This is a genomic window from Acinetobacter tandoii (assembly GCF_008867985.1).
GTDB lineage: Bacteria > Pseudomonadota > Gammaproteobacteria > Pseudomonadales > Moraxellaceae > Acinetobacter > Acinetobacter tandoii.
Window position 1 is genome coordinate 1 of the sequence record NZ_VXLD01000024.1, and the last position, 16,330, is coordinate 16,330.

The window sequence follows — 16,330 nt, forward strand, 5'->3', positions numbered from 1 at the left end:
CTTAATGATTGTACACTGCCAGATGAGCAAAACCAGACCACACAAATTGATCATATTCTACTGAGCCCTTTTGGTATTTTTGTGATTGAAACTAAAAATTATAAAGGCTGGATTTTTGGTAATCAGCATCAGAAAACATGGACACAGAAAATTTATAAAAAGAGTTTTAAGTTTCAAAATCCATTACATCAAAACTATAAACATCAAAAGGTATTGGAAGATATTTTGTCCGATATTGTTGAGCCTCAGTTTATTTATTCTCTGGTGGTATTTATGCCTGATTGTGAATTTAAAACGCAAATGCCTCAGAATGTGTTTCGTGGAGCAGCTTGGACGGATTACGTGAAAACTTTTCAAGAGGTGATGATTCCACCGATGAAGTTGAAGCGGATTCAATTGCGGATTGAAAAAGAAGTACTCGAAAAGTCTTGGAATACCAATCGTCAACACATTGAAAATTTAAAGCTCAAACACAGTAAATAAAAATAAACCCACAGTTCAAGCAAGAGCTGTGGGCTTACAAATGAAAGCGAAAATTTAGAAACGTTTTGGAATTTTCTGTCCATTCGGTACAGGTGTTTCGGCTTGTTTTAATACGCCAAATAACCATGTTTCTGCATGTTGCACCGCAATTTTTAACTCATCGCCCATCGCGAGACGACCTGCAATAAAGCTTGCGAGTGAACAGCCCGAACCATGATATTCGCCTGCCAAACGTGGGCAATGACTTTCAGCCACAAACTCACCATCGATATATAAGGCATTGCGAATATAGTCGGCAGTAGCTTCATGCCCACCTTTAACCAAAACTGCTTTTGCACCCATGGCAAACAATTTCTGTGTGGCCGCTTCCAAGTCCTGTTCGCCCGTTAAAGCACGTAATTCAACTGTATTTGGGGTAATAATAGTGGCCAATGGAATGAGTTCGACAAAAGCTTTGACCAGTGTGGCTTGATCTCCTAAAGAACCACCGCTATTCGCAACCAACACTGGGTCAAGTACATAACGATACTCTGGATGTTCACGTAAAAATTCAGCCAAAGCGGCAATATTGTCGGTGGTACCGAGCATGCCAGACTTCACACACTGAATCGGTAGATCACCGACGACGGCATGTGCTTGGGCCAAAAGTAATTCTTTGGAGGTTGCTTCAAAGCCAAAAACTTGTTGTGAGTTTTGAATGGTCAGTGCGGTACATGCAATTGCGGCATGCGCACCACTTTGACCAATCGCTTCAATATCCGCTTGTAAGCCAGCACCGCCAGAAGGGTCTAAACCCGAAAAGCACAGTACAGTCGGGCGCATGTACATTTCCTTCATTCATGAGATTTGCGATAGTATAGGCAACTTTGAGCGAAGTCTCGAGCGTAATTTATTGGGTTGGACAATGATTAAAAATATATTGATTGATTTGGATGGAACACTGACAGATCCCAAAGTCGGGATCACCACTTCTGCACGTTATGGTTTGGCAAAAGTGGGGCACCCAATTCCTGAGTCAGAGAATATTGACTGGATTATTGGTCCGCCACTGAAAGCATCTTTGGCTAAAATTTTAAATGTTGACCCTCATGATGTGTTAGCGGATCAAGCCTTATTGGGCTATCGCGAGCGTTTCTCGGTCACAGGTTTATTTGAAAATCATGTTTTTGAAGATGTTGCACAAACTTTAGCAGCATTAAAAAACAAAGGTTATCGCTTGTTCTTGGCAACTGCAAAACCTGAAGTTTATGCACGTCAGATTCTAGATCATTTTAATTTATTACAGTATTTTGAATACCCTTATGGCAGTGAACTGAATGGTGAACGAACCAATAAAGGCGAGTTAATTGCTTATATTTTAGAACAAGAACAGCTTCAAGCCGAAGAATGTTTAATGGTGGGTGACCGTGAGCATGATATTTTCGGCGCACGTAGTAATGGCATTGAAACCATTGCTGTGGAATATGGTTATGGCTCTATGGCTGAACTTGATGCAGCTCAACCCAAGGCTCGAATTCAACGTTTTGCCGATTTGCTGAACCTGATTTAATCAAGCATTGATCCATTTAAGCACCTCACTTTCCTTTGTTGAAAAGTGAGGTGTTTGGTTTTATATGCCTAATGTTCTACGAATTTCATTGGCTAAAACTGCGGGATTGGCATGTTGATGTGGAATGCTAAAACTTTTAAAGCCATCCCCTCTAAATTTACGATCTACTTCTAATAACACATGCGTTTGATGCTGTTCTGCCACAAAGGACACTTCAATTTCATTGATACCGCTAAAGAACTGCGCAGGTTTAAACTCTAGCTCTTGATAGCAGCCAAGGGTTGAGTAAAACCCATTGCCACGAAGTTGACCTTTTTCAACATCGGCAGTCACCAAGTGAAAACCACATTGTTGCATGGCTTGAATAAAGCTGTGCATAGTAGGCGTCGGGGTAATCTGTAGATAGTCTTTATCGGTGGCATCTAGCCCCCAATCGACATCTAAATGAGTATGTAGCCAAACACGGGTTTTATTGCTGCGACAAGCCAGATCGGTCAACGGTGTTTCAAATGGCAATTGAATTGAAAATGGGAAGGTGTGGGTTTGGTTGGCTTGTAATTCAAATGCACCACTAATATGCCATTCCGCTATCGTCAAATGGGTATTGTATTCTGAGTCATTTGATTCGACTTCGGCTGTGGTCATTAATTTTAAGTAGATGCCATTGATATGTTTCTTGGAAGAAGCACCGGTAAAAATGACTTCTCCATTCAGGACTTGACCTGCTTGTAATTGACTGTTGTGTATACGGGTGTCTACCTGAATGCCTTGTAGACCTAAGCTCGACATAAGTTTATTCAACATGATGCAAAAATTCCCAAAGAGAAAGACATGAAAATTAAGAAAAATTAGAAAATGAAAAATAAGTGATTTCTAAAATAAAGCTGCTTGAGATTAGCATAATTCAGTCAAGCCTTAGCGCATATCTAAATACAAAGTTTCCTTAATTTCTTCCATCACAATATAGCTATGCGATGAAGCAGATGAGGGGAGTTTTTTCAATAAATCACCCAATAAGCGGCGATAAGCAGTCATCTCTTTTAAGCGTGCTTTAACCAGATAATCGAATTCGCCTGAAATTAAGTGACATTCCAAAACCTCAGGAATTTCGACCAAATCTCGTGCGACTTGGTCAAAGACATCTCCCGATTTGGCAGAGAGTTTAATTTCTAAAAATACCAGTAAGTTTCGGTCAACCAGTGCAGGATTCAGCCGTGCATGATAGCCCGTGATAATGCCGTCGCGTTCGAGTCGTTTGACCCGTTCAGAGCAAGGCGTAGTGGATAAATTGACCCGAGAAGCCAATTCACTAATCGCAATTCGTCCTTCCATTTGCAGAATATCCAAAATCAGGCGATCTACACGGTCTAATTTACGCATAAGTTTTTCTCTGTTTTTAGCCTTTATTTAGTGAAAATGGCATGAATATATCTCAACTATACCTATTAAATCAGTCAAATTCACTATTGATACGGAAATATACTAGTTAAATAAACTGGTGAAGCAGTGGGATAAAGGAAATGCGCGTAATTGTTCTAGGTAGTGGTGTAATTGGTGTAGCAAGTGCATATTATCTTGCGCAGCAGGGAGCAGACGTCACCGTGTTGGATCGCCAATCAGGTCCGGCAGAAGAAACAAGTTTTGGTAATGCAGGGCAAATTTCACCAGGGTATTCGACTCCTTGGGCCGCACCGGGCATTCCATTTAAAGCGGTCAAGTGGATGTTTCAGCATCATGCACCATTAGCCATCAATATGGATGGTAGCATGTGGCAGTTACAGTGGATGGCACAAATGCTGAAAAACTGTAATGCGCAAAGTTATGCAGTAAACAAAGAACGTATGACCCGTGTAGCAGAATATAGCCGTGATTGTTTGCGCGAATTGCGTAAAGACACAGGCATCAGCTATGAAAACCGTTCTAAAGGCACATTACAGGTGTTCCGTAATGAAGCGCAGTTAGAAGCGGTACAACGTGATATTCAAGTATTAAAAGAGTGTGGTGTACCGCATGAGTTGTTATTGAAAGATGACTTGGCTCGTGTAGAACCTGCACTGGGCTTTGCCAAAGATAAATTGGTCGGTGGTTTACATTTACCAAATGATGAAACGGGCGATTGCTATAAGTTCACCAATTCACTCGCAGATATTGCTAAAGCTAACGGTGTGAAGTTCTTGTTTAACCAGAACGTCGAGCGTTTAGTGGTTGAAGGCGATGAAATTAAAGGTGTGGTGGTAAATGGTCAAGTATTGACCGCAGACCGTTATGTGTTGGCATTCGGTAGTTATTCACGTGATTTCTTAAAACCACTTGAGTTAAATCTACCAGTTTATCCAGTCAAAGGTTATTCATTGACCGTGCCAATTATTGATCCTGCGTTTGCACCACAATCAACCGTACTGGATGAAACTTACAAAATCGCGATTACACGTTTTGATCAACGTATCCGTGTTGGTGGTATGGCAGAGCTAAGTGGTTTCAACTTGAAGCTGAATGATGACCGCCGTGGCACACTAGAAATGGTTACCAAAGATTTATTCCCTGGCGGTGATTTACCAAATGCGACTTTCTGGACAGGCTTACGCCCGATGACGCCAGACAGCACGCCAATCATTGGTGCAACACGCTTCAAAAATCTGTTCTTGAATACAGGGCATGGCACCTTAGGTTGGACCATGGCATGTGGTTCAGGCAAGCTGATTAGTGACTTGGTGATGAACCATAAACCAGACATCAGCATTGATGGGTTATCGATTGAACGTTATTTAAGTGCAGCATAATTCCTGAATTCAGGGAGTTGTTTGAATTTTAGGGAAGAAGAGTTATGCCACGTCCAATTACCGCGGTGATTCATCAATCCGCACTCAGACATAATCTGGCAATTGCGCGTGCCGCAATGCCAGATAGCCAAGTTTTTGCTGTGGTCAAAGCCAATGCTTACGGGCATGGCATTGAACGCGTGTATCAAGCCTTTAAATCTGCCGATGGTTTTGCATTGCTTGATATCGAAGAAGCTAAACGTATTCGTGCTTTGGGCTGGACAGGGGAAATCCTGTTACTGGAAGGCATTTTTTCAGCGCAAGATTTATATGATTGTGCACAGTATCAATTGAATTTTACTGTGCATAATGAATTGCAAATTCAATGGTTACAACAGTTTCCCGTTGCAGCACAATTCAAAGTGTTCTTAAAAATGAACAATGGCATGAATCGTTTAGGGTTCACACCAGAACACTATGTCGGTGCATGGAAAAAACTGAAGGATTTAGCTTCGGTTAAAGAATTGGTACACATGATGCATTTCTCTGACGCTGATGGCGAGCGTCAAGGTCAGGTGGGGATTGAATATCAGCATCAAGTGTTCCAGCAGATTTTAGAGCAGTATCCAGCACCTTGTTCAATCAGCAATAGTGCCGCAATTTTAAGATACTCGACTCAGCTACGCTCAGACTACGCACGTAGCGGCATCATGCTATATGGCAGTTCTCCAGATTTTCCAACGCATACTATTCAGGATTGGAATTTACAACCGAGTATGAGTTTGCGCAGTGAAATCATCGCCATTCAACAGTTAAATCCAAACGACAGCATTGGCTATGGCTCTAGTTTTGTCGCAGATCGCCCTATGCGCGTCGGGATTGTGGCATGTGGCTATGCCGATGGCTATCAACGTATTTCACCGACAGGTACGCCTGTATTGGTGAACTCTATTCGTACCCGTACTTTAGGGCGTGTCAGCATGGACATGCTCGCAGTTGATCTTGATCCAATTCCCGATGCGCAGATAGGCAGCGAAGTGGTGTTATGGGGTCAATCGAGCACTGGGGCGGTATTGCCGATAGATGAGGTTGCAGCAACTTCAGGCACTGTTGGCTATGAACTAATGTGCGCAGTCACAGCACGCGTCAATTTTTCAATTCAGGAATAAGGAATTAATCATGTCACAACAGGATATTCAGCGCTTCAATACCACCCCTGTGATGAGCGCCGTGACAGTTTTTAACAACGTGGTGTATTTATCAGGTCAGGTGCCAAAAAATCCTGATTTAGATATCAAAGGGCAAACTCAAGATGTATTAAACACCATTGATCAACTTTTGGCACAAGCCAATAGTGATAAAAGCCGAATTCTTTCAGCACAGCTTTTTCTGAAAGATTTGTCGGATTTTTCAGTGGTGAATGAAATCTGGATTGATTGGTTGAAAGACCATGCAACGCCTGCACGTGCCACGATTCAAGCCGATTTGGTCAATCCAAAATGGCTCATTGAAATTGCGGTAATTGCGGCACAAAAGTAAGCGCTCTTCCATGGAATGGAGGACGTAAGCAATGAGCAATGTGATCAGCTAATTAACCACGAAGGTTAATGATTACATTGTTAAGGACACAGGCTTAACCCTAGGTTAATTGTATTGCTCGTGAGGAGCTAGATCTGGGTTAAGTCCGGTAAAGGAATTAAAAAAAGGATGTTGAGTTATGACCACAGTGCGTGAGCCAAAAGCTGAACAAGCAACCCATGAGTTGCAACGCAAGCTCTCTAATCGTCATTTACAATTGATTGCAATTGGCGGAGCTATTGGTACAGGTTTATTTATGGGTTCAGGGAAAACCATCTCCCTCGCTGGACCTTCAATTTTAATTATCTATATGATCATTGGCGGTATGTTCTTTTTCCTCATGCGTGCATTAGGTGAAATTCTACTTTCCAATCTGCATTACAAATCTTTCATCGATATGGCACACGATTTAATTGGTCCTGCGGCGGGCTATTATATCGGTTGGTCGTATTGGCTCGGTTGGGTCTTGGTCGGTATCGCTGACCTTGCGGCGATTATCAATTATCTGAATTTCTGGTTACCACCCGATATGGCGTTTACGCCCATAGGACAAGCATTGATCAGTGCGGGCTGTGTATTGTTGGTCCTTGGACTGAATCTTTTAACCGTCAAACTATTTGGTGAAATTGAATTTTGGTTTGCATTAATCAAAATTCTCGCCATTTTAGGATTGATTGTCATCGGTGGCTTTATGGTGTTCAGCCATTTCCAAGCACCACAGGGTTCAATCGCAAGTTTTAGCAATGTCTGGTCACATGGTGGAATGTTCCCTAAAGGTGCCAGCGGTTTCTTGGCAGGTTTCCAGATCGCACTCTTTGCTTTTGTCGGTGTGGAATTAATTGGAACAATGGCTGCTGAAGCGAAAGATCCAGAAAAGAACTTACCAAAAGCAGTGAATGCTATTCCAACCCGAATTATTTTATTCTATGTGTTGGCGTTATTTATTGTAATGTCAGTAACACCATGGAATGAAATTCCAGCGGATCAAAGTCCATTCGTCAGCCTGTTTTTACATGCAGGGATTGGTGGTGCAGCAGTGATTATGAACTTGGTGGTATTATCTTCGGTAATGTCATCAATGAATAGTGGTGTGTTCTCGACCAGTCGTATGCTATACGGTTTGTCTTTAGGTGGTCAGGCACCAAAAGGATTGGGTGAATTATCTAGCCGAGCTGTACCTGCCAAAGGCTTGCTGTTCTCATGTCTCTTTATTATGGCAGGCGCAGCATTGCAGTATTTCGTTCCGAATACTGTAGAAGCATTCACCTTGGCAAGTTCGTTGTGTGTAATTCTATTTATCAGTATTTGGGGACTTATTATGGTGTGCTATTTACGCTACCGTAAATTACGCCCTGAATTACATGCACAATCGAAGTTCAAAATGCCGGGTGGGGTATGGATGTCTTATGTGGTTTTGATTTTCCTATTCTTTACCCTGATCATTTTAAGTTTAGAACCTGATACGTTACGTGCCTTAATTATTAGTCCAGTATGGCTCATTATTTTGACCATTACTTATCGAGTACTGTATTTGCCACGTGTGAAAAAACGTATGTTAGCGCAGCAACTTGATAACTAAGTAAAACGCATCGCTTAGCTTGCGATATCTGAGAGAAAACCCTGCATCAGCAGGGTTTTCTTTTTGTCTAAATAGAATAAATCTGCTCTAATTAAGTGTGAGATAATTGTATGATTTTATTTGTAAAAGCTATTTAACTCGAGCCATTTGATTTTTAATGAAGCACTTTAAAATTTTAACAATGATCTATGCGTAATTATAAAATCGATATCCTACGTGGAGTGTCCATCCTTTTGGTATTGGTTCATCATTTTAATATTCCTTATAAATTACACGATACGTTTCTCGGTATCCCAATTGGAGGTGAAAGCTTAAGTACCTTAATTGCAAGAAATGGTAATTATGGTGTGACCATGTTTTTTGTCATTTCAGGTTTTTTGATTACTCAGCATACTTTGCAACGCAGTGGATCTTTGGCGCAGATTAAGCTGAAAGATTTTTATATCCGTCGTATTGCCCGAATTATGCCGTGCTTAATATTGCTAGTATTCATAGTCACGATACTGGGTGCTTTGGAACTTAAACCATTCATGAATCAGTCACCGAATGGTGTAGACGTATCTTATGCGGTGACCGTTCTTTCAGCTTTTAGCTTTTGGATGAACATATTGATTATTGAATTTGGATGGATCAATTATGCCCTAGGGGTATTGTGGTCTTTATCAGTAGAAGAGGTCTTTTATTTAGCCTTTCCTATACTGTGTTTAGTGCTTGGTCGAGGCAAAGGGTTTATTGTTTTTCTGCTCCTTATCATCGCGTATGCACCTTATTTTCGTGCCCTGCATTTTGCAGAAGAAAGTGGCGCTTATCTGTATCACTACTTTTCTAGTTTTGATGGAATTGCGATTTGCTGCCTCACCGCAATGTATGCACAGTATTTTAAAGGCGTCATTTACAATCCAAAAGTGATTGTTGCGGTGACTGTATTTTTGATGACCGCTTTATATTTTTATGCACCGATCAAAGAAGTGAGTATATGGGGTATCAGTGTATTTGCGTTACTTACAGCGTTGCTGATGTTTTGCTTTGTACAAGACCCGAAAGTTGAACCTGTCTCATACGCTGCACGGAGTTTAGTTTGGATTGGACAGCGTAGCTATGAAATGTATTTGTTTCACTTAATTGTTTTGGGTTTTATGAAAGTTGTGTATTTCCCAAAAGAAACTTTAGCGGCTGAAAAGCTGATGTTGCTGCCAGTTTATTTTATTGCAGTGTTTATAATGAGTTGGGCAATTGAAAAGTATTATTCGACTCCGCTCAATTTAAAAATACGTCAAGCTTGGATACGCTAATAGCTCTGATTTTTGGGTGTGCTGTTGATTTTTATAGATATAAAAAAGCCCTGAACTAATCAGGGCTTTTCATTTCGGGGATTTTAAAATGTCGGTTTCACTACGACTAAAATCACCACAGCAAATAAAATGAGGGTCGGCATTTCATTAAAGAAGCGCCAGAACTTGTGTGACTTGTAATGTGCATTACCAATGAGTTTCTTACGGTAATAACCGCAGACAAAATGGTAAATCACCAATAGGCCAACTAAGCCGACTTTCAGGTAAAACCACAATGCTTCATGGTAATGGCGCGTTGCATCTCCCCAATCCACCAAAAAATGTGCCGTAATGAGGGTTGCGATCATCGCGGGCCACATAATGCCACGATAGAGTTTACGCTCCATCACTTCGAAACGCTGATGACTGACTGCATCATCGCTCATGGCGTGATAGACATATAAACGGGGGAGGTAGAAGAGTGCAGCGAACCAACAAACGACTGCAATGATATGTAATGCTTTTACCCAAAGGAAAGCATCAGAAGGAGCATCCATCAATTCACCCTTTTAAGGGCAGTGTGGAAAGTTGATCATTCACTGCATCAGCAATGAATGATCAAGATTTCTTAAATTAACCTTCCCATTTTTTGAAAATGAGACAAGCATTTACACCGCCAAAACCGAAACTGTTACTCATCACAGTATTCAATTTTGTATCGCGTTTTTCAAGTACGATATCAAATGGTTTTGCGCCTTCATCAAGTTCAGTCACATTGATGTTTGGTGCAATGAAGTCATTTTGCATCATCAATACAGAGTAAATAGCTTCTTGCACGCCAGCTGCACCTAAACTGTGACCTGTCATCGACTTGGTTGAGCTTAGTGGAGGAACTTGACCTTCACCAAATGCACGTTCCATTGCTAACAATTCAGTAACGTCACCAGCAGGAGTAGATGTACCGTGTGTATTCACATAGTCAATCTTGTCTACGCCATGCTGTTTCGCTTCTTCAAGTGCCATGAGTACACAACGTGTAGCACCTTCACCAGATGGCGCAACCATGTCTGCACCATCACTGTTCGCTGCATATGCCACAACTTCAGCTAAGATGTTAGCACCACGTGCCTGAGCATGTTCAAGTGACTCAAGAACCACGAAACCGCCACCACCAGCAATCACGAAACCGTCACGGTCTGCTGAATACGGGCGAGAAGCTGTTTCTGGTGTGTCATTGTACTTCGAGCACAGTGCGCCCATCGCATCAAACAACAAGCTTTGTGACCAGTGATCTTCTTCACCACCACCTGCAAGCATAAGGTCTTGTTTACCCAATTGAATCAGGTTGTAAGCATAACCAATCGCATCAGCAGAAGTTGCACATGCGCTGGTAATGGTGTGTGCAACACCTTGCATTTTAAATGCAACGCCTACGTTTGCCGTAATTGTGTTTGACATGTTGCGTGGTACGAAGAATGGACCAACTTTACGCGCACCTTTGGTGTCAAGTAATTCTTTCATTTCAATGACAGAAGCAGTTGAACCGCCACCTGAACCACCTGCAATACCGTAGCGCGGATTGCCACCAATTTGCTCGGCAGTCAAACCAGCATTTTCAACCGCAGCAACCGCAGCGTTATACGCGTACATCGCACACACACCCATAAAACGTTTTAATTTACGGTCAATGTGGTCAAAATCTTGTTCTGCTGCTGCACTGATGTGACTTTTGAAATTAAGTTCAGCATAAGTCGGGTTAAAACGTGTACCAGAAATCCCGTTTTGCAATGAATGAGTGACATCTTCTAAAGTGTTACCGATACATGAGTTGATGCCCATACCAGTAATTACAACACGTTTCATCTACAGATCCCTTATATGGTGATATTTCGAATGACTATATGCAATCAGGGGAGAGCCTTTATGCTACAAGTCTTCATATGTTTGATTTGCAATCATGATAGCAGAAAGATTTTTGAATTCTTATGGCAAATATGATGTGTATTTGGGGGAAAGAAAAAAAACAAATTTAGTCAAAGTTCTTAACTAAAAGAAACAGTTTGATGTTGAGATAAACTTAGACTATACCTAGTATTTAGCGAGAAATGAAAGAATTGAAAAAGAAGGATTGAGAATGACAGAAGCTAATAATAAACAATCAACAGGATTCCTCTCAAATGCCTTTGGAGTGGCTAAAAAGCTCAGCCAAACAGGAATAGATGTTTTGCAACATGTTGCACCAGGCTCTGTTGCAGCATATCCACAAGGTGCGGGAAATTCAGCGTTTATTGAAGGGAAAGCACATTCTAAACCAGCTTTTGAAAGGAAAAAGTATCAAGATGCACAGCAGATTTTACGTGAGCATTTCCCGCAAGTTTCCCGACAACTTTTAGGACGTCATTATTCTAAAGTGAATAACGTGGCGAATTTTGTAGCACCACAGTATACCGACAAAATTAGTGACTATTTTTTTGAAAAGTTGAATGCCTTTAGTTCAGATATTGGTTCTGTTGATGACGTTTTAGATCAGGCCGGCGTACGCGATCTGGAAACCTTAACGCAAGACATTGATCGTTCTAAACGGATTAGTCTGGCTCTGGCTGAACAAAACAAATGGATTGCCTCTTTACAAGGTATGCTCACAGGGGCAACAGGTACCATTGGCTCCAGTGTGGATATTCCATTGTCTTTAATTCTGTCATTGAGAACCATTTATCAAGTCGGACGCTCTTATGGTTTTGAACTGAATAAAGATACCGAGCAAGAGATCGTTCAGTTTATTTTTAAACAAATTGATTTAGGGCTCATTGCTGAGAAACAAGCTTTATTAATGGCGATTAAAACAGTGTCTAAAATGTTGCAAACACATGACATTGGGCAGTTGCAGTATTTATTGGGCTCTAGCAATGATCTTGAATTGCTTAAAAAATGGCTACACAATGAGCAGGGGGATTATACATGGGCTTGGATGAATAAAGTTCCAAATTATAGCTTCCTTAGTAAATTCACGCCTGTGGCAAGTGCAACCTTAAGTGCAGTATATAGTTGGAAGTTAATTGAGGACGTCAATTGCAAAGCACAAGTAGTTTTTGCTCAAGCACGCCAATATCTCCAGCAACACAAAGACCTTGAACTCTCGGTGGTCGCTGCTTACGAGCGATCATTAACTTTATTGGCTCAGGCAACACCTAAGTTATTAACTGGAACTGTACAGCCAAGTTTGGTTGAGGCCGCGTCATTCAATGATATTGCAGAGTTTAAACTGGAAAATCATCAAAATATTGCCAAAGTACGCGTCAAGAAAAAAACCACCACAAAACCGAGCGATGAAACTGAACAACAGCAGCAAATAGAACAAGGCTTGGAAAAATTAGCTGATCATCTGGTAGAGCCTCACGATAAAGCTCAACAACAATCTGCTCTAAGTCCTCAAGCAGTTGAGGTCATTGTGGATGGTGTAGTAGAGCAAATTGAAAATCCATTGGCAGAGCCTGTTGTCGTGGGAAAACGTCCACGTAAAACTCCAACAAAAAGGGTTACAAAAAAGACTACGCCACCGACTGAACAGTAAACAACGAAAAGTGTTTAAAAAATGACAAGAAAAGCCGAAAGGCTGATGGATTGATGCTTTGCTTAGGTTGACCATTTTTGCATCTTGACTTACAATTGCATGCCCTCAAAAAGTAGTATTTTTTGGGGCTTTTTATTAACGGGAGAATTGCCATATGGCAACAACAAATCAGTTGATCCGCAAGGGTCGTACGACTTTAGTTGAAAAATCTAAAGTTCCTGCGTTGAAGGCTTGTCCACAACGTCGTGGTGTTTGTACACGTGTTTACACAACTACACCTAAAAAACCTAACTCAGCAATGCGTAAAGTTTGCCGTGTTCGCTTAACTTCAGGTTTTGAAGTTTCTAGCTATATCGGTGGTGAAGGCCATAACCTACAAGAGCACAGTGTTGTTCTTATCCGTGGTGGTCGTGTTAAAGACTTACCAGGTGTACGTTACCATACCGTTCGTGGTTCTTTAGACTGTGCTGGCGTGAAAGATCGTAACCAGTCACGTTCTAAATACGGTACTAAACGTCCTAAGAAATAATCTTTCGAGATTAAAATCTTAGTTCGCTAGAACTGCAATCCTTTATCGTCTCGCTTGTCTGATTTCTGCATTAATTTTGTGAAATTCAAGCGACGTGTAGTAAGGCCAGCGAAAGTACACGACACTTTGTACTACTGCTGGATTAACCTGAAGTGTCATATATATAGGTAGTTTAAAATGCCAAGACGTCGCGTAGTTGCTGCTCGTGAAATCCTTCCGGATCCTAAGTTCAGTAGCCAAACAATCGCTAAATTCATGAACCACGTAATGCAAGATGGTAAAAAATCTATTGCTGAAAGTATCGTTTACGGTGCTTTAGACCGCGTTCAAGAAAAAAACAAAGTAGACCCAGTTGAATTTTTCGAGACTACTCTTGAAAAAGTTCGTCCTATGGTCGAAGTAAAAGCACGCCGTGTTGGTGGTGCTACTTATCAAGTACCTATGGAAGTGCGCCCATCCCGTCGTACTGCCTTGGCTATGCGTTGGTTAGTAGATGCTGCTGCTAAGCGTTCTGAAAAAACGATGGCTTTACGTCTTGCTGGTGAGTTGCTTGATGCAGCTGAAGGTAAAGGTGCAGCTGTTAAAAAACGTGAAGATGTGCACCGTATGGCTGAAGCCAACAAAGCCTTCTCTCACTACCGTTTCTAAGCGGATAAAACAGGCCTTAATCAGGACAAAGACTCTTATGTTTTCACATAATTGTCATCAAATCGCTTTAAGTTGCTATGCAGCTTAAAGCGTCCTGTTTTAACAACAAAATTTAGGAATGCTAGAAATCATGGCTCGTCAAACCCCAATTTCTCGTTACCGTAACATTGGTATCTCTGCGCACATTGACGCAGGTAAAACAACTACGACTGAACGTATTTTGTTCTACACAGGTGTATCTCACAAAATTGGTGAAGTACACGATGGTGCAGCAACAATGGACTGGATGGAACAAGAGCAAGAACGTGGTATTACCATTACTTCTGCTGCAACGACTTGTTTCTGGTCAGGTATGAGTAGCCAATTCCCACAACACCGTATCAACGTAATCGATACACCGGGACACGTAGACTTCACAATCGAAGTTGAACGTTCTATGCGTGTTCTTGACGGTGCGTGCATGGTTTACTGTGCGGTAGGTGGTGTACAACCTCAGTCTGAAACTGTATGGCGTCAGGCGAACAAATATAAAGTGCCTCGTTTAGCATTCGTGAACAAGATGGACCGTACAGGTGCAAACTTCTTCCGTGTTGTTGAACAAATGAAAACACGTTTGGGCGGTAATCCTGTGCCAATCGTTGTGCCAATTGGTGCTGAAGATACATTTGCTGGTGTTGTTGACCTTATCGAAATGAAAGCGATTATCTGGGACGAAGCGTCTCAAGGTATGAAGTTCGAATATGGCGACATCCCTGCTGACCTAGTTGATACTGCTGAAGAATGGCGTACCAACATGGTTGAAGCTGCTGCTGAAGCTTCTGAAGAGTTAATGGACAAGTACCTAGAAGAAGGTGATCTTTCTAAAGAAGACATCATCGCTGGTTTACGTGCTCGTACATTAGCATCTGAAATTCAAGTAATGCTTTGTGGTTCTGCATTCAAGAACAAAGGTGTTCAACGTATGTTGGACGCAGTAATTCAATTCTTACCTTCTCCTACAGAAGTTAAAGCGATTGAAGGTATTCTTGACGACAAAGATGAAACTAAAGCATCTCGTGAAGCATCTGACGAAGCTCCGTTCTCTGCGCTTGCGTTCAAAATCATGAACGACAAATTCGTAGGTAACTTAACATTCGTACGTGTTTACTCTGGTGTACTTAAACAAGGTGACCCAGTTTATAACCCAGTTAAGTCTAAGCGTGAACGTATTGGTCGTATCGTGCAAATGCATGCGAACGAACGTCAAGATCTTGATGAAATCCGTGCAGGTGATATTGCAGCGTGTGTAGGTCTTAAAGACGTTACCACTGGTGATACATTATGTGATGAGAAAAACATCATTACTCTTGAGCGTATGGAATTCCCAGAGCCAGTAATTTCATTGGCTGTTGAACCAAAAACTAAAGCTGACCAAGAAAAAATGTCGATTGCTTTAGGTCGTTTGGCGAAAGAAGATCCATCATTCCGCGTTCGTACAGATGAAGAATCTGGTCAAACGATTATTGCGGGTATGGGTGAGCTTCACCTTGACATCATCGTTGACCGTATGAAGCGTGAATTCGGTGTTGAAGCGAACATTGGTAAACCAATGGTTGCTTACCGTGAAACGATCAAAAAGTCGGTTGAACAAGAAGGTAAATTCGTACGTCAAACTGGTGGTAAAGGTAAGTTTGGTCACGTATATGTACGTCTTGAACCACTTGATGTTGAAGAAGCTGGTAAAGAATACCAATTCGTTGAAGAAGTTGTTGGTGGTGTAGTACCTAAAGAATTCTTCGGCGCGGTTGATAAAGGTATTCAAGAACGTATGAAGAATGGTGTATTGGCTGGCTATCCTGTTGTGGGTATCAAAGCGACATTATTCGACGGTTCTTACCATGATGTCGACTCTGACGAATTGTCGTTCAAAATGGCTGGTTCTTACGCATTCCGTGATGGTTTCATGAAAGCGGATCCTATCTTGCTTGAACCAATCATGAAAGTTGAAGTAGAAACTCCAGAAGACTACATGGGCGATATCATGGGTGACTTAAACCGTCGTCGTGGTATGGTTCAAGGTATGGACGATCTTCCTGGTGGAACAAAAGCAATTAAAGCAGAAGTTCCATTAGCTGAGATGTTTGGTTACGCGACTCAAATGCGTTCTATGTCTCAAGGTCGTGCGACTTACTCAATGGAATTCGCTAAATACGCTGAAACTCCACGTAACGTGGCGGAAGGCATTATCGCTAAGTTCCAATCTGGCGGTAAAAAAGGTGACGACGAGTAATCTTTCGATTACTATAAGCCCAAACTAATTTTTTAGTTAATAACCAGTTGCTCATGCAGTAATCCTGCATGAGTAGTTTAAAAAGGAAAATCAA

General features: G+C 41.5%; 16 protein-coding genes. 11 read left to right on the plus strand and 5 right to left on the minus strand.

All coding sequences use genetic code 11. The features are described 5' to 3' along the window. The coding region (locus F4W09_RS16765; RefSeq protein ID WP_151505430.1) for a nuclease-related domain-containing protein at nucleotides 1-483 on the plus strand (483 nt) is incomplete at its 5' end. Between the two features lie 54 nt (nucleotides 484-537). Here F4W09_RS16765 and F4W09_RS16770 read toward each other — a convergent pair. Then, the gene (locus tag F4W09_RS16770) at nucleotides 538-1,305 is read right to left on the minus strand and encodes a hydroxymethylpyrimidine/phosphomethylpyrimidine kinase (protein WP_151505431.1); all 768 of its coding nucleotides are present in this window, start codon (nucleotides 1,303-1,305) and stop codon (nucleotides 538-540) included. An 82-nt stretch (nucleotides 1,306-1,387) separates the two neighbouring features. Between F4W09_RS16770 and F4W09_RS16775 the strand changes: the two genes are divergently transcribed. Continuing rightward, nucleotides 1,388-2,032, plus strand: a complete 645-nt coding sequence (locus F4W09_RS16775; RefSeq protein ID WP_044740851.1) for an HAD-IA family hydrolase — start codon at nucleotides 1,388-1,390, stop codon at nucleotides 2,030-2,032. Nucleotides 2,033-2,092: 60 nt separating this feature from the next. On the opposite strand, the gene F4W09_RS16780 is transcribed toward F4W09_RS16775, so the two are convergent. Beyond that, nucleotides 2,093-2,836 carry a sporulation protein gene (locus F4W09_RS16780; RefSeq protein ID WP_151505432.1) on the minus strand — a complete coding sequence of 248 codons (744 nt, stop codon included), beginning with the start codon at nucleotides 2,834-2,836 and terminating at the stop codon, nucleotides 2,093-2,095. A gap of 111 nt (nucleotides 2,837-2,947) precedes the next feature. Beyond that, nucleotides 2,948-3,412 carry an Lrp/AsnC ligand binding domain-containing protein gene (locus F4W09_RS16785; RefSeq protein WP_016167291.1) on the minus strand — a complete coding sequence of 155 codons (465 nt, stop codon included), beginning with the start codon at nucleotides 3,410-3,412 and terminating at the stop codon, nucleotides 2,948-2,950. A 140-nt stretch (nucleotides 3,413-3,552) separates the two neighbouring features. Between F4W09_RS16785 and F4W09_RS16790 the strand changes: the two genes are divergently transcribed. The 5 genes from F4W09_RS16790 (at nucleotide 3,553) to F4W09_RS16810 (ending at nucleotide 9,240) form a co-directional block, all read left to right on the plus strand. Further along, complete coding sequence (locus tag F4W09_RS16790; protein WP_151505433.1) at nucleotides 3,553-4,812, plus strand: D-amino acid dehydrogenase; 1,260 nt, start codon at nucleotides 3,553-3,555, stop codon at nucleotides 4,810-4,812. A 44-nt stretch (nucleotides 4,813-4,856) separates the two neighbouring features. Beyond that, on the plus strand, nucleotides 4,857-5,960 hold the full coding sequence (gene alr, locus F4W09_RS16795) for an alanine racemase (RefSeq protein ID WP_151505434.1): 1,104 nt from the start codon (nucleotides 4,857-4,859) through the stop codon (nucleotides 5,958-5,960). 10 nt (nucleotides 5,961-5,970) lie between these two features. Further along, on the plus strand, nucleotides 5,971-6,330 hold the full coding sequence (locus F4W09_RS16800) for a RidA family protein (protein ID WP_151505435.1): 360 nt from the start codon (nucleotides 5,971-5,973) through the stop codon (nucleotides 6,328-6,330). Nucleotides 6,331-6,508: 178 nt separating this feature from the next. Beyond that, nucleotides 6,509-7,948, plus strand: coding sequence for an amino acid permease (locus F4W09_RS16805; protein ID WP_044740823.1), 1,440 nt, complete (start codon nucleotides 6,509-6,511; stop codon nucleotides 7,946-7,948). 188 nt (nucleotides 7,949-8,136) lie between these two features. Beyond that, entirely contained in the window at nucleotides 8,137-9,240 is a 1,104-nt protein-coding gene (locus tag F4W09_RS16810) for an acyltransferase family protein (protein ID WP_151505436.1), read from the plus strand. 83 nt (nucleotides 9,241-9,323) lie between these two features. Here F4W09_RS16810 and hemJ read toward each other — a convergent pair whose 3' ends face one another. After that, nucleotides 9,324-9,776: a protoporphyrinogen oxidase HemJ gene (gene hemJ, locus F4W09_RS16815; protein ID WP_016167285.1), complete on the minus strand. Its 453-nt coding sequence runs from the start codon at nucleotides 9,774-9,776 to the stop codon at nucleotides 9,324-9,326. A 76-nt stretch (nucleotides 9,777-9,852) separates the two neighbouring features. Beyond that, nucleotides 9,853-11,082 carry a beta-ketoacyl synthase N-terminal-like domain-containing protein gene (locus F4W09_RS16820; protein WP_100242959.1) on the minus strand — a complete coding sequence of 410 codons (1,230 nt, stop codon included), beginning with the start codon at nucleotides 11,080-11,082 and terminating at the stop codon, nucleotides 9,853-9,855. Nucleotides 11,083-11,353: 271 nt separating this feature from the next. Between F4W09_RS16820 and F4W09_RS16825 the strand changes: the two genes are divergently transcribed. The 4 genes from F4W09_RS16825 (at nucleotide 11,354) to fusA (ending at nucleotide 16,236) form a co-directional block, all read left to right on the plus strand. Beyond that, complete coding sequence (locus F4W09_RS16825; RefSeq protein ID WP_151505437.1) at nucleotides 11,354-12,790, plus strand: EcsC family protein; 1,437 nt, start codon at nucleotides 11,354-11,356, stop codon at nucleotides 12,788-12,790. A 154-nt stretch (nucleotides 12,791-12,944) separates the two neighbouring features. Further along, entirely contained in the window at nucleotides 12,945-13,319 is a 375-nt protein-coding gene (gene rpsL / locus F4W09_RS16830; RefSeq protein ID WP_002050319.1) for a 30S ribosomal protein S12, read from the plus strand. Nucleotides 13,320-13,496: 177 nt separating this feature from the next. Next, nucleotides 13,497-13,967, plus strand: coding sequence for a 30S ribosomal protein S7 (rpsG, locus tag F4W09_RS16835; protein WP_016167282.1), 471 nt, complete (start codon nucleotides 13,497-13,499; stop codon nucleotides 13,965-13,967). A gap of 130 nt (nucleotides 13,968-14,097) precedes the next feature. Further along, on the plus strand, nucleotides 14,098-16,236 hold the full coding sequence (gene fusA, locus F4W09_RS16840; protein WP_044740820.1) for an elongation factor G: 2,139 nt from the start codon (nucleotides 14,098-14,100) through the stop codon (nucleotides 16,234-16,236). The last annotated feature ends 94 nt before the right edge of the window (nucleotides 16,237-16,330 follow it).